At 60.5% G+C, this 25,132-nt stretch carries 27 protein-coding genes and 1 pseudogene; 9 read left to right on the top strand and 19 right to left on the bottom strand.

All coding sequences use genetic code 11. From position 1 onward, the window contains the following. Window positions 1-10: 10 nt before the first annotated feature. Window positions 11-490, bottom strand: a complete 480-nt coding sequence (locus tag HQ912_RS21580; RefSeq protein WP_173407278.1) for an Lrp/AsnC family transcriptional regulator — start codon at window positions 488-490, stop codon at window positions 11-13. Window positions 491-636: 146 nt separating this feature from the next. Between HQ912_RS21580 and HQ912_RS21585 the strand changes: the two genes are divergently transcribed. Both HQ912_RS21585 and HQ912_RS21590 read left to right on the top strand, forming a co-directional pair. Continuing rightward, window positions 637-1,266: a LysE family translocator gene (locus tag HQ912_RS21585; protein WP_173407279.1), complete on the top strand. Its 630-nt coding sequence runs from the start codon at window positions 637-639 to the stop codon at window positions 1,264-1,266. Between the two features lie 183 nt (window positions 1,267-1,449). After that, window positions 1,450-1,860, top strand: coding sequence for a type II toxin-antitoxin system HicB family antitoxin (locus HQ912_RS21590; RefSeq protein WP_047228002.1), 411 nt, complete (start codon window positions 1,450-1,452; stop codon window positions 1,858-1,860). Window positions 1,861-1,997: 137 nt separating this feature from the next. Here HQ912_RS21590 and HQ912_RS21595 read toward each other — a convergent pair whose 3' ends face one another. After that, window positions 1,998-2,144, bottom strand: coding sequence for a hypothetical protein (locus HQ912_RS21595; RefSeq protein ID WP_171061408.1), 147 nt, complete (start codon window positions 2,142-2,144; stop codon window positions 1,998-2,000). Between the two features lie 166 nt (window positions 2,145-2,310). Here HQ912_RS21595 and HQ912_RS21600 point away from each other — a divergent pair, with 166 nt between their 5' ends. Further along, window positions 2,311-2,724 carry a low affinity iron permease family protein gene (locus tag HQ912_RS21600; RefSeq protein ID WP_047228003.1) on the top strand — a complete coding sequence of 138 codons (414 nt, stop codon included), beginning with the start codon at window positions 2,311-2,313 and terminating at the stop codon, window positions 2,722-2,724. A gap of 47 nt (window positions 2,725-2,771) precedes the next feature. Here the strand turns inward: HQ912_RS21600 and HQ912_RS21605 are convergent, their stop codons facing one another. The 5 genes and pseudogenes from HQ912_RS21605 to HQ912_RS21625 form a co-directional block, all read right to left on the bottom strand. Then, complete coding sequence (locus HQ912_RS21605) at window positions 2,772-3,680, bottom strand: SDR family oxidoreductase (RefSeq protein WP_173407280.1); 909 nt, start codon at window positions 3,678-3,680, stop codon at window positions 2,772-2,774. Between the two features lie 76 nt (window positions 3,681-3,756). After that, entirely contained in the window at window positions 3,757-4,260 is a 504-nt protein-coding gene (locus HQ912_RS21610) for a DUF4142 domain-containing protein (protein WP_173407281.1), read from the bottom strand. A 289-nt stretch (window positions 4,261-4,549) separates the two neighbouring features. Further along, window positions 4,550-5,899: a diguanylate cyclase domain-containing protein gene (locus HQ912_RS21615; protein ID WP_047228038.1), complete on the bottom strand. Its 1,350-nt coding sequence runs from the start codon at window positions 5,897-5,899 to the stop codon at window positions 4,550-4,552. Between the two features lie 85 nt (window positions 5,900-5,984). After that, window positions 5,985-6,104, bottom strand: a pseudogene (locus HQ912_RS21620) (LysE family translocator); the annotation flags it as partial. Window positions 6,105-6,117: 13 nt separating this feature from the next. Continuing rightward, complete coding sequence (locus HQ912_RS21625) at window positions 6,118-6,534, bottom strand: VOC family protein (RefSeq protein WP_173407282.1); 417 nt, start codon at window positions 6,532-6,534, stop codon at window positions 6,118-6,120. 267 nt (window positions 6,535-6,801) lie between these two features. Between HQ912_RS21625 and HQ912_RS21630 the strand changes: the two genes are divergently transcribed. Together HQ912_RS21630 and HQ912_RS21635 are read left to right on the top strand one after the other, a co-directional pair. After that, on the top strand, window positions 6,802-8,037 hold the full coding sequence (locus HQ912_RS21630; protein WP_047228007.1) for an aminotransferase class I/II-fold pyridoxal phosphate-dependent enzyme: 1,236 nt from the start codon (window positions 6,802-6,804) through the stop codon (window positions 8,035-8,037). Between the two features lie 12 nt (window positions 8,038-8,049). Beyond that, the gene (locus HQ912_RS21635; protein WP_173407283.1) at window positions 8,050-9,213 is read left to right on the top strand and encodes an MFS transporter; all 1,164 of its coding nucleotides are present in this window, start codon (window positions 8,050-8,052) and stop codon (window positions 9,211-9,213) included. Here HQ912_RS21635 and yiaY read toward each other — a convergent pair. After that, window positions 9,210-10,358, bottom strand: coding sequence for an L-threonine dehydrogenase (yiaY, locus tag HQ912_RS21640; RefSeq protein WP_047228009.1), 1,149 nt, complete (start codon window positions 10,356-10,358; stop codon window positions 9,210-9,212). The two genes, HQ912_RS21635 and yiaY, sit on opposite strands and share 4 nt — an antisense overlap. A gap of 140 nt (window positions 10,359-10,498) precedes the next feature. On the opposite strand from yiaY, the gene HQ912_RS21645 reads away from it, so the two are divergent. Beyond that, window positions 10,499-11,518, top strand: a complete 1,020-nt coding sequence (locus tag HQ912_RS21645) for a DUF4917 family protein (protein WP_047228010.1) — start codon at window positions 10,499-10,501, stop codon at window positions 11,516-11,518. A 96-nt stretch (window positions 11,519-11,614) separates the two neighbouring features. Here HQ912_RS21645 and HQ912_RS21650 read toward each other — a convergent pair whose 3' ends face one another. The 6 genes from HQ912_RS21650 to HQ912_RS21675 all read right to left on the bottom strand — a co-directional run bounded on the left by HQ912_RS21650 (window position 11,615) and on the right by HQ912_RS21675 (window position 16,345). Beyond that, the gene (locus HQ912_RS21650) at window positions 11,615-11,959 is read right to left on the bottom strand and encodes a YegP family protein (protein WP_047228011.1); all 345 of its coding nucleotides are present in this window, start codon (window positions 11,957-11,959) and stop codon (window positions 11,615-11,617) included. Window positions 11,960-12,027: 68 nt separating this feature from the next. Further along, window positions 12,028-12,609 (bottom strand): DJ-1/PfpI family protein, encoded by a 582-nt coding sequence (locus HQ912_RS21655; RefSeq protein ID WP_047228012.1) that lies wholly within the window; start codon window positions 12,607-12,609, stop codon window positions 12,028-12,030. Window positions 12,610-12,840: 231 nt separating this feature from the next. Then, window positions 12,841-14,058, bottom strand: coding sequence for a class I SAM-dependent methyltransferase (locus HQ912_RS21660; protein WP_160891792.1), 1,218 nt, complete (start codon window positions 14,056-14,058; stop codon window positions 12,841-12,843). 149 nt (window positions 14,059-14,207) lie between these two features. Beyond that, on the bottom strand, window positions 14,208-14,825 hold the full coding sequence (locus HQ912_RS21665) for a TPM domain-containing protein (protein WP_173407284.1): 618 nt from the start codon (window positions 14,823-14,825) through the stop codon (window positions 14,208-14,210). 28 nt (window positions 14,826-14,853) lie between these two features. After that, complete coding sequence (locus HQ912_RS21670; RefSeq protein WP_173407285.1) at window positions 14,854-15,600, bottom strand: TPM domain-containing protein; 747 nt, start codon at window positions 15,598-15,600, stop codon at window positions 14,854-14,856. Between the two features lie 136 nt (window positions 15,601-15,736). Beyond that, a complete protein-coding gene (locus HQ912_RS21675; RefSeq protein ID WP_047228016.1) occupies window positions 15,737-16,345 on the bottom strand; it encodes a LemA family protein in 609 nt (202 codons plus the stop codon). Window positions 16,346-16,607: 262 nt separating this feature from the next. Between HQ912_RS21675 and bglX the strand changes: the two genes are divergently transcribed. After that, entirely contained in the window at window positions 16,608-18,899 is a 2,292-nt protein-coding gene (bglX, locus tag HQ912_RS21680; RefSeq protein WP_173407286.1) for a beta-glucosidase BglX, read from the top strand. 126 nt (window positions 18,900-19,025) lie between these two features. Here the strand turns inward: bglX and HQ912_RS21685 are convergent, their stop codons facing one another. The 5 genes from HQ912_RS21685 to HQ912_RS21705 all read right to left on the bottom strand — a co-directional run bounded on the left by HQ912_RS21685 (window position 19,026) and on the right by HQ912_RS21705 (window position 23,320). Then, window positions 19,026-20,183 (bottom strand): phospholipase D-like domain-containing protein, encoded by a 1,158-nt coding sequence (locus HQ912_RS21685; protein ID WP_160891788.1) that lies wholly within the window; start codon window positions 20,181-20,183, stop codon window positions 19,026-19,028. 1 nt (window position 20,184) lies between these two features. Beyond that, window positions 20,185-20,775 carry a YceI family protein gene (locus tag HQ912_RS21690; RefSeq protein ID WP_047228019.1) on the bottom strand — a complete coding sequence of 197 codons (591 nt, stop codon included), beginning with the start codon at window positions 20,773-20,775 and terminating at the stop codon, window positions 20,185-20,187. A gap of 100 nt (window positions 20,776-20,875) precedes the next feature. After that, the gene (locus tag HQ912_RS21695) at window positions 20,876-21,187 is read right to left on the bottom strand and encodes an amidase (protein ID WP_107322060.1); all 312 of its coding nucleotides are present in this window, start codon (window positions 21,185-21,187) and stop codon (window positions 20,876-20,878) included. After that, a complete protein-coding gene (locus HQ912_RS21700; protein WP_160891786.1) occupies window positions 21,184-22,278 on the bottom strand; it encodes a serine hydrolase in 1,095 nt (364 codons plus the stop codon). The genes HQ912_RS21695 and HQ912_RS21700 overlap by 4 nt, the downstream gene beginning before the upstream one ends. A gap of 169 nt (window positions 22,279-22,447) precedes the next feature. After that, window positions 22,448-23,320 (bottom strand): acyl-CoA dehydrogenase, encoded by an 873-nt coding sequence (locus HQ912_RS21705; protein ID WP_173407287.1) that lies wholly within the window; start codon window positions 23,318-23,320, stop codon window positions 22,448-22,450. 145 nt (window positions 23,321-23,465) lie between these two features. On the opposite strand from HQ912_RS21705, the gene olsB reads away from it, so the two are divergent. Further along, window positions 23,466-24,221, top strand: coding sequence for an L-ornithine N(alpha)-acyltransferase (olsB, locus tag HQ912_RS21710; protein WP_047228023.1), 756 nt, complete (start codon window positions 23,466-23,468; stop codon window positions 24,219-24,221). After that, entirely contained in the window at window positions 24,221-25,012 is a 792-nt protein-coding gene (locus HQ912_RS21715) for a lysophospholipid acyltransferase family protein (protein ID WP_047228024.1), read from the top strand. Before olsB ends, HQ912_RS21715 begins: the two co-directional genes overlap by 1 nt. Window positions 25,013-25,132: the final 120 nt, after the last annotated feature.

Consider the following 25,132-nt stretch of genomic DNA (forward strand, 5'->3'; position numbering starts at 1 on the left):
GCCGCCGTAACTATTCAGCCCCCGGCAAATGCCCCAACGGCAGGGCCCCGGGAGTCTTCACCGTATGAATCGCAAAATTACTCCGGATGTCACTCACCCCCGGCAACTTCAGTAGCCGCCCAGTGAGAAAACGGTCGTAGGCCCGCAAGTCCGGCACCACCACTTGCAACAGAAAGTCCGATTCGCCTGAGACCAGAAATGCTGAAATCACCTCCGGCAACGCCGTGACCGCTTGGCGAAACGCTTCGGCCTGTTCGTCGTTGTGCCGTTCAACCTTGACGCCGACAAAGATCGTCAACCCAAGTCCTACTTCATCACGGTCGAGGATGGCTTGGTAACCGCGAATGACGCCGGCTTCTTCCAGCATCCGCACGCGGCGCAGGCATGGCGACGCGGACAGGCCGATTTCCTCCGCCAGTTGCACGTTGCTCAAGCGGCCGTCGCGTTGCAGCGCGGCGAGGATTTTGCGATCGAAGGCGTCCAGTTTCATGGATTGGTAGTTTCCGATTGAACTTCACGATTACTTAGCAGGTTATGCCAATTTCATAAGCTTTAGAAGCTGACTTCGCAACCACCTGCCCTGCCCCTCAGCCATAGACTGGCATTACCGAAATCGTCGATATGCAGGGGGATGGTGTGGCAGAGCTCTGGTTGTTTTTGATGGCGTTAGTGGTGGTGTATCTGTTGCCTGGGCCGGACATGATCCTGCTTCTGCAAACGGGCGCTCGTCAGGGTAAGGGCGCGGCGCTGGCGACTGCGGTAGGCCTGGGGATCGCTCGGGGGTGTCATGTCGCGCTGGCAGCGTTGGGGCTTTCGGCGTTGTTCAAGACCGCGCCCTGGACCTTTGACGTGGTGCGCCTGGCCGGTGCCGCTTATTTGTTATGGATTGGTTTTCAATGCCTGCGGACTTCGTTGTTGCCGAGTTTTGAAAGTGCCGGCGTTAAGGCTGGAAAGCGGCATTGGCGCCAGGCGATACGGCGCGGGTTGTTGACCAACCTGCTCAATCCCAAGGCGCTGCTGTTTTGCTCGGTGCTTTTGCCACAGTTCATCGACCCACAGGGCGGGCCAGTGCTTGGGCAATTTGCAACCCTCGGCGTGGTGTTGGTCAGCGTCGGCTTATTGTTTGATAGCGCCTATGCGCTGGTGGGCGTGGCGCTCGGTCGCTGGCTCCAGCGTTCTCCTTCGGCCCAGCGCCTGCAGCAGTGGCTATTTGGGAGTCTTTTGATTGGGTTTGCGGTGCGACTGGGCTTTGTGCAGCAGTCGTAGTGCTTTTGGACAGGCTGATTGGAGAAGAGCGAAGCAATCGGAGTCGAAAATCCGACCGACTTTTGGTGGTTATAGTGTTGATCATAAAAATCAAGTAGGTATAGTAACCACCAAGCACACCACACAGAGGTGATGTGAATAGCCGATTTGCCAGTTGCCCTGCCCTCCCGGAGAACGATTGACATGCTTTACCCGATTGCAATTTCCATGGGCGATGAGAAGCACGCCTGGGGTGTTGAAGTACCGGATATTCCGGGTTGTTTTTCAGCAGGCGATGACTTGGACGATGCCATGGCGATGGCCCGCGAGGCGATTGAAGGGCACTTCGAGATTCTGGCTGAGGACGGCTCGCCGATTCCATCGGCCAATACAGTCACCTTGCATGCGGCCAATGCGAAATACGCAGGTTGCACCTGGGCGCTGGTGGATATTGATGTGACCAAATATCTGGGCAAGGCGCAGAAGCTCAACATCACCTTGCCTGGTTATCTGCTGAACCGTATTGACGAGTACGTGCTGCACCATCCTGAAGAAAAAAGCCGTTCCGGGTTTCTGGCCTCGGCGGCGCTGAAGGTGTTGCAGCAAGGACGTTGAAAACCAACCTGCCCTAAATCCCCTGCCCTAACCCTTGTGGGAGCGAGCCTGCTCGCGATGGCGCCCTATCAGTCAAACCCTACTGATCTGCCCATCGCGAGCAGGCTCGCTCCCACATTTTTTTTGCAATAAGCCGGTTATTTTTTCTCCGAACCGGACTCCTGCATCTGCACCGACGACTTGGTGCCATCGGTGTTGTCCTTGGTCTCGTTGTCCGAGTTGTCGAAGCAGCCCTGCAGGGCGAACAGGCAACAGGTGAGGAAAAAGGTGCGCGTGAGATTCATGGTGTACTCCGATTGAGGGCTTTAAGCAGTGACCTCTGAATACGGTGAATGGTTGCGATGACCTTGCAGCTCGCTGAACTTCAGGCTGCGCGGCAAATGTAAGTAGAATTTTCATCGCTTCATTGCTGTCACACCAGACAGGTAAGTCCTAGAAGGAAACGCAGCAATGAACTTCGCAAAAATCGCACAAAAACTGGCCCTGTGGGCAGGCAGTCCCAAGACGTTTTTGGGGGCGCTGGTGTTGTTGGTGCTCTGGGCAGTCAGCGGGCCGTTTTTCCAGTTCAACGATACCTGGCAACTGATCATCAACACCTCGACCACGATCATCACATTCCTGATGGTGTTCCTGATTCAGAACACACAGAACCGCGATACCGACATCTTGCATCTGAAGGTCGACGAATTGATCAGGGCGAACAAAAATGCGCACGATGCAATGCTCGGGCTGGAGTCGCTGGACCTCAAGCAGTTGGAAGCGATGAGAAGACACTACCAAGCCATGGGCGAGAAGGAGGCCAAGAACCTCGGCGCCGAGCAAGGCCTGGAGCCAAAAAACAAGATCGATCTGAATCAGTGCTGAGACTGGCGCGCGAGCAGCCTTCGCCACTCGCGCGGCCAAGCGTGAAGTCAGGGCAGCGGATTACCGCCCGTCACGCCAAACACTTCCCCGGTGATGTAGCTCGACTCCTGTGACGCCAGCAGCACATAGAGCGGCGCACACTCGGCCGGCTGGCCCGGGCGCTTCATTGGTACTTGTGAACCAAAGGTGGGGATTTTCTCCTGGGGTTGTCCACCGCTGGGTTGCAGCACGGTCCAGATCGGCCCCGGTGCCACGGCATTGACCCGTATGCCCTTGCTGATCACCTGCCCCGCCAGCGCCTTAGTGAATGCGACAATGGCCGCTTTGGTGGTGGCGTAGTCCAGCAGGGTGGCAGACGGATCATAGGATTGGATCGACGCGGTATTGATAACCGTCGCCCCCGCTGGCATCAAAGGCACCGCGGCCTTGCAGATCCAGAACATCGCATAGATGTTGGTTTTCATGGTGTCATCGAATTGCGCGGTGGTGATATCGGCAATGTCTTTCTGTGCTTCCTGTTTACCCGCAACATTCACCAGGATATCCAGGCCACCCAGTTGCTCATGGGCGCTTTTCACCAGTTGGACGCAGAATTGCTCATCCTTCAGATCGCCCGGGATTGCAATCGCCTTGCGACCCTCGGCCTCGATCAGCTCAATGACTTGCCGTGCGTCACGCTCTTCGCTGGGCAGATAGTTGATCGCAACATCAGCGCCTTCCCGGGCGTAGGCAATGGCGGCGGCGCGACCGATGCCCGAGTCGCCACCGGTCACCAAGGCCTTACGCCCTTCGAGGCGCCCGAAACCCTGGTAACTTTTTTCACCGTGATCGGGCTTGGGCACCATGTCCTGATCGATACCCGGTGGCGACTGCGGCTGGTCGGGGAAAGGGGGACGGGGATATTGGGTCAAAGGGTTCTGCATCGCGTATTGGTTGGGTTCTCGGCGTGTGGACATCGAGCTTCTCCTTTTCGGCGGGCAAGATGAGCCGGGACGCAAGCGCCCTGGCCCTGAATGTTAAACGTGCGGCGAATCAGCGACTGGCCTGGAGCGCCCGGGCCATTTCGAGGTGGGTCTGCAACTTAGGCAGGGTTTCGTCGGCGAACGCCTTGATTTCCGGCACTTCCGTGGTCTTGGCCTGTTCCTGGATCTGCGCAATGGCTTCCTCGGTAGCCTTGACCTGGCTGGCGGCATAGGCAGCCTCGAACGACTCGCCTTCCGGCACTTGCGGCATCAGCGTCTTGGCCTTGTCTGCCACTTCTTCCCGTGGCGCTACAGGCAGGTCGAGTTTCTTCGCAATCTTGGCCAGATGCTGGTTGGCGGTGGTGCGGTCGTTGATCACCATGATGGTGTAATCCTTGACTTCCCTGGACTCGGCCTTGCCGTGGGCCATGCGGCTGGCCTCGATGTCGGCCATGCCTTTGGCCGAAGCATCATCGATAAACTCGGCAGGCGATTGTGCCCAGGCACTGTTAATCCCCAGGCCCATCAGCACGACGAGACTGGTGCTGCGTAAAAAGGTGGCCATCCGGCTCATGGTCACGCCCTCCTCTAAAAAGTTGCGGCAGATTTCTCGCCACTGAATCAGAACCACCTGTAACGATTTGGACGAACGTCTGTTCCGAATACGGCCGATACCGGCTTCAACGGGTGCCTCTCGACGACGATGAAGTGGGTGGTTCTCCCAAATGTGCGACCCGATCCAGACGCCTTCGTTCGATCCAGGGCAATGTTTCCGGCGAGCGGGCCCCACCTGATATTCGAAAGGGTCGCGAACTGAAAGGTTTGAAAATTCGTTGCGTGCCACGACGAACGGTGGCCCGTAGTCAAATATCGAACGCCTTGTGATTCTGGCGTTTAGCGGCGTACATCGCCTCATCGGCGTGGCGGAACAGTGCGACATCTTCCAGGCCATGCTCGGGGAAACAGGCCACCCCGATGCTCGGCTCGATACTCAGGCAATGCCCGTCCAGGCGCAGCGGCTGGGTCAGTGCATGACGGATCTTTTCCTGCACATGGTGGGCATCTTCCAAGGCCTGGACACTATGGAGCAGGACAACGAACTCATCGCCGCCAATACGCGCCACCGTATCGGTGTCGCGCACACAGCCCTGGAGCCGGCTGGCCACTGCCTGCAACAACATGTCGCCCACCGCGTGGCCGTAGGTATCGTTGATCTGCTTGAAGCGATCCAGGTCGATATACAGCAGCGCCATGCGCCCAGACGCCGTCCGGGCGGTGGCCAGTGCGGCCTTGAAGCGTTCGCGCAGCAATTCGCGGTTTGGCACCTGGGTCAACTGATCGTACTGAGCCATGCGCTGCAACCGGGCGTGCAATTGCTGGCGCTCGATGGCGATGGTGAGCTGCGCACAGACGTATTGCAGCAACTCCTTGTCCTGCTCGGTGTAGCGCTGGTTGTCTTGCGTGCTCTTGACGATCAACGCACCGATCGTGCCGTTTTGCGAGATCAGCGGTACACCCAGCCAGCAGGGAGCGTTCGGTTGCGCCACAAGGTCGCAAAACCCCGATGGCAACTGACTGCAACCGGGCGTCAGCAGGATTGGCTGGCCGCTGCGAATCACTTCGGCGCACAGGCGCTTGGTGACCGAGCCCGGTCCATCGGGCTGTCGTTCCAGGTCATCGACGTGATAGGCAAAGTTCAACTGCTCGCACTGCTCGTCATACAGCGCCACCGAAAAATTCAGCGCCGGCAGCCACTCGCCAATGATCAGGTGGATGCGCTTGAACAACGCCAGCAGGTCCGCAGCCGCATGGGCGGCCTCGGAAATCGCATACAACGCCGCCTGCCGAGACTCGGCCTGCTTGCGTTCGGTGATATCCCGGGCCACGGCGATCCGCAACTGGTCCGCCGGCGACCAGCGCGCCGACCACAAGATATGCACCACCCGACCGTCCTTGTGCAGGTAGCGGTTCTCGAAATTGAGCTTGGGTTCGCCGTCCATGATCTCCCGCGCCGCATCAAGAGTCCGCTGGCGGTCGGCAGGATGCACCAGGTCGATCATCGGCTGGCCGATCAGCTCCTGCGGGGTGTAACCGAAAATGCGTTCACAAGCGGCGCTGACAAATACGAAACGCCCCTGGCCGTCGACGGCACACACGGCGTCCAGCAAAAGATCCATGTAACTGGCCAGCGGCGCACGATTGCGAGTGTCCATGGGGCTGGTGGTCTTCCGATAATGCATCGTTGAAAAAAGCCTTGCCTGCGCAGCCGGCACGTCAGCCCTGCGCCTTGCTGGCCAACAACCGATTCGCGCCAACAATACCCATGAGGATAGCGTAGGCCAACGGGCCGCCCAAAAAACTGATTGTTATCAGCAATGGCAATATCGACCCATGCAGCAGCTCGGCACGGCTGCACAGGCGAGGCGAAGAATCAGGGAGCCGTAAAAAACTCCATGGAGGCGTAAGGCGCCTGTCGACAGGCCTGCAGGCGGGACGTCAGATCTCCCACATGGATTTCGAGTTTGTGCCCGTCCGGGTCGAGAAAGTAAAACGAGTCCCCTTCGCTGCGGTTGTCGCGCCACGTCACCACCTGGGCCGCATTGAGCCGCGCCACCAGCACCGGGAAGTCCTCGGCACGGATACTGAATGCGTAATGGGTGTAGTCCGCCGCAGCCTCCTTTTTGCGCAACGGGTCAACAGACAGGCACAGCCATAGTCCGGGCAGCGACAAATAGGCCCCTTTGTCCCACCTGGCCTCAAGGCGAAGCTGCAATAGCTCGCTATAAAAAACCAAACTTGGGTTCAGCTCGGTGACGGCAAGTGTCAGATGATTGAAGCCTGAGAGCATCGACAAGCAACCTTTGGAAAAGAAACGGATGGGTCAAGTGCAGCAGGCTCAAGGGTGAAAGCATCGCTTTGCCCAGCTCCGACAGCGTAAATGGATTCCCCGCCCAGCCCCTTAGGCAAGATCCTACACAGAAGTCTCCGGTAACACTCAAACACGCCGGAAACGGCCGATTCAAAGCCCTGCATAACGATCTGTAAAGTCTGGAAACACACAGATATCGAAACCACCCACGGACAGCACCACTCAACCAAGGAATGTAAGCGCACCATGAACCAGACTGCACAGCCAACCCATCGCTACACCAACTACCGTAAGGTCATTTCCCTGGCGGACCAGGACTGGCAGAGCGCCGAAGTCGGAAAAATCTCAGGGCTGAATGTCGAGGTCAAGACACCCAATGTCCTGGTCGACCAGTACGGCCGAACCTTTCACCACTTCTGTACCACGTCCTATCTGGGCCTGGATCACCATCCGGCGTTGCTGGACGGGGCCATGACGGCCCTGTGGGAAACCGGGACCTTGCGCGTCGCCAACTCGAAAAACCGCTGCAAACTGGCGATCCTGGACCGATACGAAACCCAATTGTCGGAGTTGTTTGGCGCCAGTTGTCTCAGCGCCCTGTCATGCAGCGCAGCGAGCGCCGGGATCCTGCCGTTGCTGGCCAGCGGCGTGCTCACCGACAATCGGCCGCCAGTCATGGTGTTTGACAAACATGCCCATTACTCGATGAACCACGTCAAGGCTGCCTGCGCCGATGAAACCCAAGTCATCACCGGGCCCCACAACGACATGGACTTTCTCGAGGACGTGTGCAAACGACAGCGCAACGTGGCGTATGTGGCCGATGGGGCCTACAGCATGGGCGGGGTGACGGATATGGACAGCCTTTTGTACCTCAAACAGCGCTATGGCCTGTTTCTCTATCTGGATGACTCCCACGCGCTGTCCGCCGTAGGGCAATGCGGAGCGGGCCTGGTCCGGTCACGCTTGCACGCCGTGGACGAGCGCACGCTGATTGTCGCCTCGCTGGCCAAATCATTCGGGGCCAGTGGCGGCCTGGCGATGTTTGGCAGTGAACGGCAAAAAACATTGGTGCAGCGCTACGGCGGGCCGAGCAATTGGTCCCAGAGCCTGAACGCGGCGGCCATTGGCGCCGGCATTGCCTCGATCCGCCTGCACCGCAGTCGAGAATTCAGCGCCTTGCAGGAGCGTTTGCAGGCTAATATCCGCCTCTTCGACAGCCTCATCCGCACCGAGCAGCTCGGCAATGCCATGGCGATCCGCCTGGTGACATGCGGTGAAGCAACCCTGGCCAACAGCCTGGCGGTCGAATTGGCCGACCTGGGGTATTTCACTTCAGCGGTCTTTTTCCCCGTAGTGCCGCAAAACAAGGCCGCAATCCGCATCACCCTGCGCGCCGACATGGAGACGAACGTGATTCGCTCGTTCTGCGAACGGATCACCGATCTGCTGCTGGCACACGGGCGTGACATCCGTCCTTGAACGAGCGCCTTGATGAAGAACCGTACGACCCTGATCATCACCTGCACCACTGTCTTCCTGGCACAACTGGGCATGAGCATCTACTTGCCGGCCCTGCCCGACATTGCCCGGGATCTGGGGGCCGATGCGTCCCGGGTTTCCTGGGGCTTGTCGGTTTACCTGATCGGCATGGCGCTGCCAATGTTGCTGTGGGGCAGCGTGAGCCAGCGTCTGGGACGCAAACCGGTGTTGCTGGCGGCATTGGGGTTGTACGGCCTGAGTAACCTGGCGTTACCGCTGGGTACGACAGTCGAGGCGTTCCTGACGCTCAGGTTGATTCAGGGCATCGGCGCCAGCGGTATCTCGGTGATGGCCAGGGTATTGATCCGTGACAGTTTCAGCGGCGATCTGCTGGCCAAGGCCCTGTCATGGATCTCGATAGCCTTCGTGATTGCCCTTGGCATTGGCCAGTATCTGGGCTCCTTGATCCAGGTTGCCTTGGGCTGGGAAGCGATCTTCTACGGCTTGGGTGCGGTCAGCCTGGTCATGGCGTTGGCAGTGTCCCGGGTCGGTTTCCCAGTGCTGACAGAAAGCAGCCACGGGCAATCAGCGTGGCGCGTCTACGGCAGAATTCTCAGATACCGAGGTTTTTTACTGCCGGCATTGGCCGGTGGCCTGGGTTACGGCGTGATCGTCGCGTTCAACACCGCCGCGCCACTGATCCTGCAGGAAAGCTTTCATTGGTCAGCGATTGAGTACGGCCTGCTGGGCTGGCCGATCAGTGCGGCGTACCTGTTCGGCGCGCTGGCGGTAAACGCCTTTGTGCTGCGCACCGGTCAGCGACGGCTGATGAGCTGGGGCATTGCGCTGGTGCTGGGTGGCAGCGCAACCATGCTGCTGGGGAGCGTCGCGCTGAGCAGTGTTGCGCTGCTGTTCTGGTTGCCGTACTGCTTCGCGGTGTTCGGCCAATCGTTGAATTACCCCATCAGCCTGTCCCTGGCCAATGAGGGTTCACCGGTGGCCGGTGCTTATGCCATGGCGTTGAGCGGTTTCCTGCATCAACTGATGGCATCGGCGATCGGCGCCATGGCCAGCCTGTTGTTGAGTCAACAGGCCTGGCCGCTGGCGGCATTGTGCACACTGCTGGCGGTGGCAGCGATGCTGTGCGTGCGGTTCATGCCGCCACGGGTCGCCTAAAAGGCGCTGCGGAAAATCTCCTCGATCTGCCGTTGATCCCCTGCCCGTGGATTGGTCAGGCCACAAGCATCTTTCAATGCGTTGGTGGCCAGTACCGGCACGTCGTTGAGACGTACGCCCAACTCACGCAGGCCGGCCGGAATATCCACATCCCGGGCCAGGCTGCGGATCGCCTCAATGGCCACCCGCGCGCCCTCCTCCGGGCTGAGTCCGCGTGTATCGGCGCCCATGGCATGGGCCACGTCGGTCAGCCGAGCGGCACATACCGAGGCGTTGAAACTCTGCACATGGGGCAACAGCACGGCATTACACACGCCGTGGGGCAAGTCATAAAAACCGCCCAGTTGATGGGCCATCGCATGCACAAAACCCAGCGAAGCATTATTGAACGCCATCCCCGCGAGAAACTGCGCGTAGGCCATGTTCTCCCGCGCCGTCAGATCGTTGCCGTCGCGCACGGCCTGACGCAGATTGTTGCTGATCAACGTGACCGCTTTCAGCGCGCAGGCATCGGTGATCGGATTGGCGGCAGTGGATACGTAAGCTTCGATCGCATGGGTCAACGCATCCATGCCGGTGGCGGCCGTCAGCCCCTTGGGCATCGCCACCATCAACGCCGGATCGTTGACCGACATGAGCGGCGTCACGTTGCGGTCGACAATCGCCATTTTCACGTGGCGGGTCTCGTCGGTGATGATGCAAAAACGGGTCATCTCGCTGGCAGTACCTGCCGTGGTGTTGATGGCGATCAGCGGCAACTGCGGTTTACTCGAGCGATCAACGCCCTCGTAGTCACGAATTTCCCCGCCGTTGGTGGCACACAAGGCGATGCCCTTGGCGCAATCGTGGGGCGAGCCACCACCCAGCGACACCACGAAATCGCATTGGCTCTCCTTCAGCAACCCCAGCCCGCGCTCGACATTGGCGATGCTGGGATTGGGCTTGGCACCGTCGAAAATCACCGAATCGATGTCCTGCTGCGCCAGCAGGTCGGCCACCTTGCTGGCGACGCCGGCCTTGGCCAACCCTGTGTCAGTGACGATCAGGGCCTTGCGAAAGCCGTAGTTACGGATGGCGGTCATGGCCTCGTCGAGGCAACCCAGCCCCATGACGTTCACGGCGGGAATGAAAAAGGTGCTGCTCATGGGAGATGCTCCTGGAAGAGGCCGGGATTGGCAGGGCTACCAGAATGACCGACTGGTCACAGCGCATCTTGATCTGGCTCAAGACTGGGTCGTGATAAAGTCGCGCCCTGCCTTAACCACGTTTTGAGATAACTTTCGCAATGACCGACTTCCAGCAATACGACGCCCAGCTCGAAGACTGGGATGCCTTGCGCGCCAGCACCGCTTTCAGCGGCTTGCTGCTGGGTAACGGCGCCAGCCGCGCCGTTTGGGACGATTTCGGCTACGACTCGCTGTTCGAAAACGCTCGCACAGTCGAAGAAAAACCCTTGAGCCCGTCGGAAATGAGTGTGTTCGACGCGATGCAGACACGCAGTTTCGAACAGGTACTCGGTGCGCTGAAAACCACCAGCCGGGTCAACAAGGCCCTGGCCGTCAGTTCCGCTGCACCGCGCAATCGCTACTACGCAATAAAGGAAGCACTGATCAACACCGTGCACGCGGTGCATATCCCGTGGCGACTGGTCGAACCCTCGACCCTGGCGACGCTTAATCAGGAGCTGGGCCGCTATCGCACGGTGTTCACCACCAACTACGATCTGCTCAACTACTGGGCGATCCAGCATGCGCCCGAGACTGTCACCGACCTGTTCCTGGGCAACGATCACAGCTTTGATCTGAGCCAGGCAGACACGGACAAACCACGTCTGCTGTACCTGCACGGTGGCCTGCACCTGGTACGCAACCAGGACGGCACGGCACGCAAGCTGACCGCCACCGAAGGCACGCTGTTGGGCAGTTTCGCCATCAACAATACGATCAAGACCCTTGACGACGTGCCGCTGTTCGTCAATGAAGGCCCGAGCCAGGACAAGCTCAAGACCATTCGCAGCTCTGATTACCTATCGTTCTGCTACGACCAGTTGCTGCACCACGGCGACAACCTGTGCCTGTTCGGCCATGCCTTGGGCGAACAGGACAGTCACATCGTCCATGCCCTGCGCCAGGCCGCGCCGAAAACCGTGGCAATCTCGATCTACCCCCGCAGTCAGGCGTTCATTCAGCACCAGAAGCGCCATTACGCCAAGGTGTTCCAGGGGTTGGCGGTTGAACTGCGGTTCTTCGATGCCAAGACGCATCCGCTGGGCAACCCGAAACTGTCGGTGCCGGTGGAGGTTTAGAGCCAGGGCAGGCATGGCCCCGTAGCTTGTGGGGAAGGGATTTATCGGTGGGAGCAAAGCTTGCTCCCACATTGGCCCTCGGCTTTTGGCGTCCTGTCAAAGCGCCGCCAGCGTCTTGTCCTTGATCACCGTCGTCGGTCCGTTGGCCATGACGCTGGCAATGCCCTTGTCCCGGGCGGCGTCAGAGGAATAGCTTTCGCTGCTGCCGATCACTTCGTGATTGCCAGCCTTGAGGTTGAAGTAAGGATGGCCGTCCTTGGTGCTCTTGAGTTCATAACGTTCAGCCAGTGGGCTGTTCTTCTGCACCGAAGCGATGCCACCGTCGGCACCGCTGCGGGTCGTGTACAGCTCGCTGGTCAAAATCGTTTCGGCGTTCGCCGCCTTGAGCACAAACTTAAACTGGCCGTTGCTGCTTTTGCTGACTTCGTACCATCCGGACATGTTCTTTCTCCTGGGCGGTTGAGGCATCCCCAAGAGTAAAGACCCGCTGCGCTTGTTCTGCCAGTGCCTTACAAGGTGATGGCCGTGCCCAGCAACGTCAGGAACCCCGCCAGCCAGTTCGGATGTGCCGGCCAGGCGGGCGCGGTCGCCAGATTGCCTTGAACGTGGCCTTCGGTGACCGCGCACTCGATAAAGGTCCCTCCCGCCAGACGCACCTCCGGGGCACAGGCGGGATAGGCGCTGCATTCGCGCCCTTCCAGGATACCCGCCGCTGCCAGCAATTGCGCACCGTGGCATACCGCTGCAATCGGCTTGCCCGCCTGGTCAAATTCACGCACCAGTTGCAGGACTTTCTCATTCAGGCGCAGATATTCCGGCGCACGTCCGCCCGGCACCAGCAACGCATCGTAATCAGCGGCCTCGACACCGACGAAATCATGATTCAGTGCGAACAGATGCCCCGGTTTTTCGCTGTAGGTCTGGTCGCCCTCGAAGTCGTGGATCGCCGTGCGCACGGTCTGCCCGGCGCTTTTGTCCGGGCACACGGCATGAACGGTGTGGCCGATCATCTGCAAGGCCTGGAATGGCACCATGACTTCATAGTCTTCGACGTAATCGCCGACCAGCATGAGGATTTTCTTTGCGGCCATGGGGTGGACTCCTTGAAAAATGCGTAGGGGGTGAACGCATTAAAGGTAGACCGGTACGTCGGTAGATGAGGGATAAGCGGCGATTACCTGACGGGCTGCACATCGCTGGATGCTGAATGCAACGTGTGGGAGCGAGCCTGCTCGCGATTCAGGCGACGCGGTTTTTCAGGTGCGCCGCGTCATCGTTCAATCGCGAGCAGGCTCGCTCCCACAGGGTAATGTGTCAGTCACTCAGGCGAGGTAACCGTCAGCCCGCAGCAGGGTTTCGAGGCAGTGCTCGGTGATGTGGTAGAACGCCTTGAGTTCCTGGATCTTCGCCAGCAGCTCTGCCGGGTCCACCGGTTCGGCGCGTTTGACCGCCAGGATCATCTTGTTCTTGTTGGTGTGGTCCAGGGAAATGAACTCGAACACCTTGGTTTCGTAGCCGCATGCCTCCAGAAACAGCGCCCGCAGACTGTCAGTGACCATTTCTGCCTGCTGGCCCAGGTGCAGGCCATATTGCAGCATCGGCTTGAGCAACGCCGGACTCTGGATTTGCAAGCGGATCTGCTTGTGGCAGCACGGCGAGCACATGATGATCGAAGCGCCCGAGCGAATGCCCATGTGGATCGCGTAATCGGTGGCGATATCACAGGCATGCAAGGCAATCATCACATCCACCGCGGCCGGCGCCACGCTGCGCACATCGCCGTGCTGGAAGCTCAGGCCCGGGTGCTCCAGCCGCGCGGCAGCTTCGTTGCACAGCTTGACCATGTCCTCTCGCAGTTCGACGCCGGTCACAATCCCTTCAGCCTGCAAGGTGTTGCGCAGGTAGTCATGGATGGCGAACGTCAGATAACCCTTGCCCGAGCCAAAGTCCGACACCCGCACCGGTTGATCCAGGGCCAGCGGCGAAGATGTCAGCGCATGGCTGAAGACTTCGATGAACTTGTTGATCTGCTTCCACTTGCGCGACATCGCCGGGATCAGCTCGTGCTTATGGTTGGTCACGCCCAAATCCGCCAGGAACGGGCGGTTCAGGTCGAGGAAGCGGTTTTTCTCGCGATTGTGCTCGGCCGATGGCACTTCTCGCAGTTGCTGGGGCTTGCTCTTGAATAGCGAGCTTTTGCCCTTTTTGCTGTATTCCAGCTGCGCTTCGTCGGTGACAGCCAGCAGGTGCGCGTTCTTGAACGACACCGGCAACAACGCGGCGATGGTCGCCACGCCTTCGGCCAGCGGGAAATTCTTGGTGATGTCGCGGGTTTTGTAGCGGTAAACGAAGGACAGGCATGGCTGATCCTTGACCGTCAACTGCTTGATGATCAGCCGTTGCAGGTCCGCTTCGTCACCGACGTACTTGGCCAGCACCAGTTTGATGAAGGCGTTCTGCTCAAGGCTGCTTTGCAGCAGCTCGATGAACTGGGCGTGGTGATCCGGCGCAGGACGGGCGGGGGTAGCGGTGACAGACATGGAAAAAGCGGCCTCGGGGCGGGCGGATCGGGAATGGCGGGTATTTTAGGGGGGATGGGCAGTGAGGGCACGGAAAAGTTCGTGTGGCGAGCAGTAGCCTCTGTGGAAGCAAGGCTTTGCTCCCACAGGCGTGTGCTGGCAAAAATTTTTCAGCCCAGCACCACCAACCGATTCGGCAGCTCATTGCGCGCGTGAGTCACGGGCACATGCTCCTTAAGTAATTCGCCGCAGGCCTCGATGCAGGTGACGAAGCCCTGCAACGTCTGTCCTTGGCGGACCTGCTGGGTGAAGGTGGCGACAATGGCCTCCCAGCGCGAGTTGTCGAGACGCTTGGAGATGCCTTCGTCCACCAGGATTTCCACATACCGCTCGGCCTCGCAAACGAAAATCAACATTCCTGTGCCGCCGACGGTGTGGTGCAGGTTCTGCTCGAGAAACTGCCGGCGCGCCAGATTGGAGGCGCGCCAGTGGCGCACGGAACGGGGGATCAGGTGAGTGGTGATTGCAGGAATGCGAAACACCAGGCACAGCACGATAAACAGGACCCACTGCACCAGCAGCAGACTGTGCATGTTCAGCCAGCCCGTGAGGTAATGCACCATGCCGGGCACCACCAAGGCCAGCAGGCTGGCCCATAGCAGCGGGATGTAGGCGTAGTCGTCGGCGCGGGCAGCAAGCACGGTGACCAGCTCGGCGTCGGTATCGCGCTCCACACGTGCGATGGCCTCGGCGACCTTGCGTTGTTCGTGTTCAGTCAGTAATGCCATGGTTAAAAGTGCCCACTCATTATTATTGTCACCAGCCGCCCGACGAACCGCCGCCCCCGAAACTGCCCCCACCACCACTGAAGCCGCCGCCACCGCCGCCGCCAAAACCGCCGCCACCGCCATAGCCGCCCCCGGAACCACCGCGTCCGGCCGGCAGGATACCGAGCATCTGGCACACGAACACCGTTACGATGAACAGCAGCACCAACAACACGAACAGCCCCGGATGGCGCCCGACGAAATCGCCCTCCTCCTGGCCGTCGGCACCGTACACCGCAGCCGGCTCATCCAGCGCATTGCCGCCCAGCACCATCAGCATCGCCGCTACGCCGTCGCTGATACCTTTGTTGAAATTGCCGGCCTTGAACGCCGGAGTGATCACCTGATTGATAATCACCGAACTCTGGGCGTCAGTCAGGCGGTCTTCCAGACCATAGCCCACTTCGATCCGCAGTTTACGGTCATCCCGGGCCACGATCAGTAGCGCGCCGTTGTTTTTATCCTTCTGCCCAATGCCCCAGTGACGCCCCAGTTGATAACCGAAGTCTTCGATGCTGCTGCCTTGCAGGTCCGCCAGCGTGACCACGACCACCTGTTCACCGGTGGCCTGTTCATGGGCCTTGAGCTGTGCATCCAGTTGCGTGCGCACCGAAGGTTCCAGCATCTGGGCAGTGTCCACCACCCGCCCGGTCAGTGTCGGAAAACTCAACTCGGCCTGGGCCGTGATGGCAAAGACCCAGAGCAACAGCACCAGGCCAAATTTCAACACTCGCATCGTAACTCCTGTGTGGGAGCGAGCTGGTGTGGGAGCTGAGCTTGCTCGCGATGAAGGCACCTCGGTCTTTCTAATGACCGCGTTATCGTTCATCGCGAGCAAGCTTTGCTCCCACAGGCTCGCGCCCACAGTTTTTTCAGAATTTCACTTCAGGGGCTTTTTCGGCGTTGGGGCTGGTGGCTTCGAAGGTTTCGCGGATCGGCAGATCGCTGTACAGCACGCTGTGCCACAAGCGACCGGGGAAGGTGCGGATTTCGGTGTTGTATTTCTGCACCGCCAGGATGAAGTCGCGACGAGCCACGGCGATGCGGTTCTCGGTGCCTTCGAGTTGTGATTGCAAGGCCAGGAAGTTCTGGTTGGCCTTGAGGTCCGGATAACGCTCGACCACCACCATCAGCCGGCTCAACGCACCACTCAACTGGTCCTGGGCCTGCTGGAACTGCTTGAGTTTTTCCGGGTTGTCCAGGGTACCGGCATCGACCTGGATGGACGTGGCCTTGGCCCGCGCCTCGACCACCGCCGTCAGGGTTTCCTGTTCGTGCTGCGCATAGCCCTTGACGGTTTCCACCAGGTTGGGGATCAGGTCGGCTCGGCGCTGGTACTGGTTCTGCACCTGTCCCCAGGCGGCCTTGGCCTGTTCGTCCAGGGTTGGAATATTGTTGATGCCGCAACCGGCCAGCAGCGTGGTGAACAGCATCAGCGCCAGTATTGGCAGGTGGCGAAGGTGATCGAGTCGTAGATTCATCGGTTGAAACTCCCCTATACAGTCCATTGAAGAAAACACAGCCACCTATCTCACCAGCGTCTGGGGCATAATCTGCCGCCGCCACGGGATTGAATCGGGTCGATGGGCTAAAAGATGCCCGGTGCGAAACTAAGTTCATCCGCGTGCGTTCGAAAACAGTGCTGCTCTTATTCAGACAATACTCGAACAACAATAGCCGCTCCTCACATTTTGCTGACCGGCGAGTCCTGATTACCGCCCTTAGGCTTGCGAGAAACCATTCATGAAGAAGCTGTGTTTGCTGGGCCTGTTCGTCACACTGGCCAGTCAATCCGTATTAGCCGACAACCTGCCAACCCCGATAGAGAACAAGAATGCCTTCATCAGCAACCTGATGAAGCAGATGACCCTCGAGGAAAAGATCGGCCAGTTGCGCCTGATCAGCATCGGCCCCGAGATGCCTCGGGAGATGATTCGCAAGGAAATCGCCGCTGGCAACATCGGAGGAACGTTCAACTCCATCACCCGGGCTGAAAACCGCCCGATGCAGGACGCGGCCATGCGCAGCCGGCTGAAGATCCCGATGTTCTTCGCCTATGACGTGATCCACGGCCATCGCACGATTTTCCCGATCCCCCTGGCCCTGGCCTCCAGCTGGGACATGGACGCCATCTACCGCTCCGGCCGCGTCGCTGCCCAGGAAGCGGCGGCCGACAGCCTGGACATCACCTTCGCGCCGATGGTGGATATTTCCCGCGACCCCCGCTGGGGCCGGACCTCCGAGGGCTTTGGTGAGGACACCTACCTGGTGTCGCGCATCGCCGGGGTGATGGTCAAAGCGTTCCAGGGCAGTGGCGCCAACGCGGCCGACAGCATCATGGCCAGCGTCAAGCACTTCGCCCTGTACGGCGCGGTGGAAGGTGGCCGGGACTACAACATCGTGGACATGAGCCCGGTGAAAATGTACCAGGACTACCTGCCACCCTACCGCGCCGCCATCGATGCGGGTGCCGGCGGGGTGATGGTCGCGCTGAACTCCATCAACGGCGTGCCCGCCACCGCCAACACCTGGCTGATGCACGATCTGTTGCGCAAGGAATGGGGGTTCAAGGGCCTGGCGGTGAGTGACCACGGCGCCATCTTCGAACTGATCAAGCATGGCGTGGCCCGGGACGGTCGCGAAGCGGCGAAGCTGGCGATCAAGGCCGGCATCGACATGAGCATGAACGACTCGCTGTACGGCAAGGAGCTGCCTGGACTGCTCAAGGCCGGTGAAATCGAGCAGAGCGACATCGACAATGCGGTGCGCGAAGTCCTCGCCGCCAAATACGACATGGGCCTGTTCAAGGATCCGTACCTGCGCATCGGCAAGGCCGAGGACGACCCGGCCGACACCTACGCTGAAAGCCGCCTGCACCGCGACGATGCCCGTGACGTGGCCCGCCGCAGCCTGGTCCTGCTGGAAAACCGCAACCAGACCCTGCCCCTGAACAAAAACGCAAAAATCGCCCTGGTCGGACCGCTCGCCAAGGCGCCGATCGACATGATGGGCAGTTGGGCCGCTGCCGGGCGCCCTGCGCAATCGGTGACCTTGTTCGACGGCATGACCCGCGCACTGGGCGCAGAATCGAAACTGATCTACGCCCGTGGCGCCAACATCACCGGCGACAAGAAGGTGCTCGACTACCTGAACTTCCTCAACTTCGACGCCCCGGAAGTGGTGGATGACCCGCGCCCTGCCCAAGTGCTGATCGACGAAGCCGTGAAGGCCGCCAAGCAAGCCGATGTGGTGGTGGCCGCCGTGGGTGAGTCGCGCGGCATGTCCCACGAATCCTCGAGCCGCACGGAACTGAGCATCCCCGCCAGCCAGCGCGAGTTGATCAAGGCCCTGAAGGCTACCGGCAAACCACTGGTGCTGGTGCTGATGAACGGCCGCCCGCTGGCGCTGGTGGATGAAAAGCAACAGGCCGATGCGATCCTGGAAACCTGGTTCAGCGGCACCGAAGGCGGCAACGCCATCGCCGACGTGTTGTTCGGCGACTACAACCCGTCGGGCAAACTGCCGATCTCCTTCCCGCGCTCGGTAGGACAGATTCCGACCTACTACAACCATCTGAGCATTGGTCGACCGTTCACGCCGGGCAAGCCGGGCAACTACACCTCGCAATACTTCGATGACACCACTGGCCCGCTCTACCCGTTCGGCTACGGCCTGAGCTACACCGAATTCAGCCTGACGGACATGGCCCTGTCGTCCACCACGCTGAACAAGACCGGCAAGCTCGATGCCAGCGTGACCCTGGAAAACACCGGCGAGCGTGACGGCGAAACCGTGGTGCAGCTCTATATCCAGGATGTGACCGGCTCGATCATCCGCCCAGTGAAGGAGCTGAAGAACTTCCGCAAGGTGATGCTCAAGGCTGGCGAGAAGAAAGTCATTCACTTCACCATCACCGAAGACGACTTGAAGTTCTACAACGCCCAGCTCAAATACGCCGCTGAACCGGGCAAGTTCAACGTCCAGATCGGCCTGGATTCCCAGGATGTGAAACAACAGAGTTTCGAGTTGCTCTGATTCATCAACAGCGCAAATAACCGTGGGAGCGAGCCTGCTCGCGATGAGGGCCTACCAGTCACCGCATCATTGACTGTCAGGCCGCCATCGCGAGCAGGCTCGCTCCCACATTGTTTTTGCTGAACCTTAACCCCGCCGCCCCAGCACATTCACCACCAACCGATCCACCAACCCCCACACCCGTTGCTTGACCCGTTTCCACAGTGGCCGGCGCTTCCAGGCGTCGAGACTGACCTCCAGGCTCTGGGCGAAGTCACGCTCGAAACTCGCCGCCACTGCCGTGCTGAGTGCGGAGTCGAGGGCTTCGAGGTTGGCTTCCAGATTGAAGCGCAGGTTCCAGTGATCGAAATTACAGGAGCCGATGCTGACCCAGTCGTCCACCAGCACCATCTTCAGGTGCAGGAAACACGGCTGGTATTCGAAGATTTTCACCCCAGCCTTGAGCAGACGCGGGTAATACCGGTGCCCGGCGTAGCGCACGGACGGGTGATCGGTGCGCGGGCCGGTGAGCAGCAGGCGCACATCGATGCCCCGGGCGGCAGCCTTGCGCAAGGAGCGACGCACGTTCCAGGTCGGCAAAAAATACGGGGTCGCCATCCAGATCCGCTTCTGGCCGCTGTTGAGGGCCCGGGACAACGATTGCAGGATGTCGCGATTCTGGCGGGCATCGGCATAAGCCACCCGCCCCATGCCCTCACCCATCGGCGGAACCCGGGGCAAGCGCGGCAAGCCGAAGTTGGAAGCCGGTTTCCAGGCACGGCGATGGCGGTTGGCGAGCCATTGGCGGTCAAACAGCAACTGCCAGTCGAGCACCAAGGGGCCGACGATTTCCACCATGACCTCGTGCCACTCGCAGCGGTCATCCAGCGGGCTCCAGAACTCATCAGTGACCCCGGTGCCGCCAACCACCGCCAGGCGCTGGTCCACCAACAGCAGCTTGCGGTGGTCCCGATATAAATTCCGTACCCAGCGGCGCCAACTCAGCCGATTGTAAAAACGCAGCTCCACGCCCGCCTCGATCAGGCGGTGGCGCAGGTCCTGGGTAAACGCCAGGCTGCCGTAGTCATCGAACAGGCAACGCACGCGAACACCGCGCTCGGCAGCCTGGACGAGTGCCTGGACCATCGCCTCGGCGCAAGTTCCCGCCTCCACCAGGTACAGCTCCAGCTCGACCTGTTCCTGGGCGCGGGCAATTTCCACCAGCATGCGCGGGAAAAACTGCGGGCCATCGATCAACAGCTCGAAGCGATTGCCCTCGCGCCACGGAAATACCGGGCCTCCCATGTCAGCGCGCCGTGAAAATCAGCACCGCATTCACCGGCACTGCGAGGCTGATGGCCGACAGCCCGGCCTGTTTGCGCAACTTCTCCAATCCCGGCGCCAAGTCGAAATCCGCGGCATTGAGCACCACCGGCTCCAGGGTCACGACCTGGAACCGCCGTTCATCCAGGCGCGTTGCCAGCAGTTCGGCCTGATACACATGTTGCTTGCCGTGCAGGTCCACGGTCAGCGGCAAGCGCAGTTCCAGTTGAGCACCGTTGGCCAGGTCCTGGATCGGTAACAGGTCGAGCTGCGCGGTAATGGCGGCGTCGGCAAATTGCTTGATCTCGAACAACTCGGCGCGCATGCGCTCGTCACGCAGGGGAATGCCACTGTTGACCGACTCCAGCTCCACTTCCAGCCGGACCATCCCCTTGGGCTGGACCTGACCATGAAGCACCAGGAAACGCTGGACCTCGGAAACGTTGCCATTTTTGCTGCTGATAAACGACAGCCGCGACGATTCGCCGTCCAGATACCAATTGGCTTGGACCGGCAGCGCGGCGCAGGCCAGCAGCAAGGTCGCGACAGCGTGAGAAAAAGACCGCTTGAACATACACACTCGGAGGGCAGATAAACCTGTGGCGAACCTTAACCGGGCCGAGGGCACTTGCAAACCTTCTGTTTCAATCCTCTGCGGGAATACACAGGTCCGGTCACGGCTCCAACCGACAGCCCTGCCGCTCCCCCAGCCATCGTGCGCTATTGCTTCGCCCCAGCCCGGCGACGGTGATGCGTTTCGCTTCAGGCGTTTCGAGAAAATCGCTGATGGGCACCGACTGCTTTACATAGCCACGGCAATAGTCAGCCGGTTGCTCCATCACGTAGCGACACGAGCAATATTCCTTGGCGGTGTAGGCGCTGATGATGTCGGGGAAGGCCCGCAGCGCCACCCGCTCGAGCCAGATCCAGCCGAGCAGGGCCACAACAAGTAACGACATCAGCGTGAGCAGCGGTCTGCGTCTCATGGCTGCACCGTCCCGGCGAACGCCGCCATGGCTCGCTTGAGCAGTTCGTTGTGGCGGTAGCTGCCGTCGCGGTCATCAGCGTAGCGCACGATCACCAACCGGGCGCTGGGGATCACGTACAGCGCCTGCCCCCAATGGCCCAGCGCGGCAAACGTATCCGGCGGTGCATCGGGCCACGGGTGGATGGCCGGGTCGGCCGCGCGGTTGAGCCACCAATGCCCACCGGGCACCGCTTCATCCTGGCCGGCCCGGAAGCGGGCGAAGGGTTCGCGATTGAACGCCACCCAGGCTTGCGGGATCAGTTGCCGCTCGCCCCAGCGTCCCTCGCGTTGCATCAACAGCCCCACACGCGCCAGGTCCCGCGCCGTAAGGTAGGCGTAGGAGGACCCGACAAACGTGCCGGCGGCGTCGGTTTCCCAGGTGGCGTGGCGGATACCCAGCGGCTCGAACAGGGCCGTCCAGGGATAATCGGCATACCGCGCCGGGCCAACGATATTTTTCAATGCCGCGGCCAGCAGGTTGCTGTCACCGCTGGAGTAACGAAACACCTGCCCCGGCGGACTGTCGCGTTCATGCTGCGCAGTGAACGCCGCCATGTCATGACGCCCACGGGTATAAAGCATCGCCACCACCGAGGACTTGAGCGGTGCGTATTCGTAATCTTCCTGCCAATCCAACCCCGAGGCCCAATGGAACAGATCGGCCAAGGTCATGTCCGGATGCTTGCTCAACGCTGGGTAATACCTGGCGCCAGGATCCTGCAGACTGAACAGCTTTTGCCCATAGGCCACGCCAAACACCGTCGCCATCAGGCTTTTGCTGATCGACCAGGTCAGGTGCGCAGTGTCGGCACGGGTGGACCCGGCATAACGCTCGTAAACCAGCCGCCCGTCCAGGATCACCAGCAGCGCATCGGTACGGATGCCCTGGCGAGAGGCATCGTCGCGGGGTGGGAAGGCGTATTGCTCCAGGGCTTCGATGGCCAGCCCGGTGGGGGTCGGGCCACTTGGCCATTGCTCACCGGGCCAGTCTTCAGCCTGGGCGTACAGGTTGAGCAATAGCAACGGGATCAGGAACCAGCCTTTGGACATGCTCGGGGCTCGCAGGATTGAACCTTCGGAGCCTATTCAGACTTGATGACAATTTGGGTATGAGTGGCATTTCCCTGTGGGAGCGAGCCTGCTCGCGATAGCGCTGGCTCAGCAGCATTGATGTCAACTGACACTCCGCTATCGCGAGCAGGCTCGCTCCCACAAAGGGTTATCCCAACGCCTTGGCCAACCGCTTGGCCCGCGCACCCGCCGCCATATCCATCACGGCTTTATCTCGCGTCCACATCTCGCGCCACACCGCCGGGCCGGCGGCCAGGGCGTCGTTCAGTTCTTCATCGAGCCCGTTGAACTGGGCGAACAACCCACCCAGCAGCACATGCCCGCCCGCGCTGGACGGGTTGTGACGACTCACTTCAGCGCAACCGGCCAGCAATCCCAGCAGACGCAGCTGCAGGGCTTGGGGCCAAGCGCACTCCTGCCCCACGCCATACAGCCAAGCGGCCATGGCACTGAGCACATAAAGGTCTTCCAAGGTGCGGAACGGTTTGACGTAGGCGTCCCAACCGTCCCCGGCCAACAACTCGCACAGCGCGCCATCCAACAGCACACGGCCATGGCTGATGTCTGGCATCAGGGCGATGGCCGGGAGTTTTTCCAGGGTCACCCCCGGCTCTCCGGGATAAACCACCGCAAGATTCAACCGCGGCGGCTCGCCGGCTGCTTCGCTGCGGGCGGCAATCAGCAGCCACTCGGCCGCATCGCCCGCAGTAACGAAATCCTTGCGCCCGTTCAATCGCAGGTCGGTGATGCGAGTCTGCATGTCCGCCGGGCGCAGGCTGCGCTGCTCCGTGGCGCACAAGGCGCCCAGGCTCTGGGGCGCGCTCGGCCAAAGCACCCGCAGCGCCGCCTGATACCCCACCAGAAAAGCCAACCCCGGCGTTGCCATCAATCGCGCCCCCATGACGGCCAGTTCGAACGGCGTAACCGGCCCCAGGCGTTGCAGCAAGGCCGCATAACCCTCAGCCAGGTCCGGATGGGCGGGCAACCGTTCGCCGCGTTCGATCAGGTTTTTCCAGGGCATGGGAGGCTCCTCAATGGGCTGTCATATAAGCATCACCAAAGCTTCATGGCGATGACACCGGGGCTACATAGCCTGACTTTGCACAACATGGCTGCATAAAGAAAGTCGATCGGCTGCAACTGAACAGCCCGCACGGAGATTCGCTATGACTCAGATCGCCCGCATCAGCGACACTGGCAATGAACGCCGCCTGCAAGCCGAACGCCTGATTGGCGCCAAGGCTTTGCAAGAAGCCCAGGCCCTGCGCTTCAACGTCTTCAGCGGCGAATTCAACGCCAAGCTCAAAGGCGCGGAAATGGGTCTGGACATGGATGACTATGATGTTCACTGCGCCCACATCGGCGTACGCGACCTGAATACCGGCCGACTCGTGGCGACGACACGCCTGCTCGATCACCACGCTGCCAGCAGCCTGGGCCGGTTCTACAGTGAAGAAGAGTTCAACCTTCACGGCCTGGTCCATCTCAAGGGCCCGATCCTGGAAATCGGCCGCACCTGCGTCGACCCGGCCTACCGCAACGGTGGCACCATCGCTGTATTGTGGGGCGAACTGGCCGAGGTGCTGAACGAGGGCGGCTACAGCTACCTGATGGGATGCGCGAGCATTCCAATGCAGGACGGCGGCGTCCAGGCCCAAGCGATCATGCAGCGTCTGCGCGAACGTTATCTGTGCACCGAACACCTGCGGGCGGTGCCGAAAAAACCGTTGCCGGCCCTGGACGTACCGTCCAACGTCATCGCCGAAATGCCGCCTCTGCTCAAGGCTTACATGCGCCTGGGCGCGAAGATTTGCGGTGAGCCGTGCTGGGATGAGGATTTCCAGGTGGCCGACGTGTTCATCCTGCTCAAGCGTGACGAACTCTGCCCACGCTACGCCCGCCACTTCAAGGCAGCGGTGTGATGAGTCGGTTGCGGGTGTACGCGCGAATCGCGCGAGTGTTGCTGGTGGTGACGCTGGGCCTGAGCATGGCCAGCGTATTCGGGCTGTTCGAACGGTTGGGTGTGGCCAACTCCATGGTGCGCCGCCAGCGCTGGTCGCGTTTTTTCATGGCGCGCCTGAGCAATGCCCTACCCTTCTGCGTGACGGTGCACGGGCAAATGCCGCAACAGCCCATGCTGTGGGTCAGCAACCATGTGTCCTGGACCGATATCCCGCTGCTGGGCATGCTCACGCCAATGTCGTTCCTGTCCAAGGCCGAAGTACGCACCTGGCCAGTGGCCGGATGGTTGGCGGCCAAGGCTGGCAGCCTGTTTATCCGGCGCGGCTCGGGCGACAGCCAGTTGATCCGCAAGCAAATGAGCCGACACCTGGAACAGGCCCATCCGCTGCTGATGTTTCCCGAAGGCACCACCACCGATGGCCGCTCCCTGCGCACTTTCCACGGTCGTTTATTGTCGGCGGCCATCGATGCGGACGTGGCGCTGCAACCGGTGGCGATCCGTTACCTGCGCAACGGTGAACCGGACTCGCTGGCGCCGTTCGTTGGCGATGATGATTTGCTGTCGCACCTGATGCGCCTGTTCGCCAATGACCGGGGCGAGGTGCACATCCATCTGCTGGAACCGATTGCCTGCCACGGCCAGGAGCGAGCTGCCCTGGCCTTTCAGGCGCAACAGGCGGTGCACAAGGCATTGTTTGGCGAAATCCCACAGAAGCAGCAAGTGCCGATGCGGCCTGCGATCGCGGCCTGATCCGGCGGCCCTATGCAGAGCCCTTGTGGGAGCGAGCCTGCTCGCGATAGCGGTCAGTCAGTTGGTTCTTGACTGCCAGGCCTTCATCGCGAGCAGGCTCGCTCACACATTTGAACTTCA

The organism is Pseudomonas sp. MPDS (genome assembly GCF_013283895.1).
Classification (GTDB): Bacteria; Pseudomonadota; Gammaproteobacteria; order Pseudomonadales; family Pseudomonadaceae; genus Aquipseudomonas; species Aquipseudomonas rhizophila.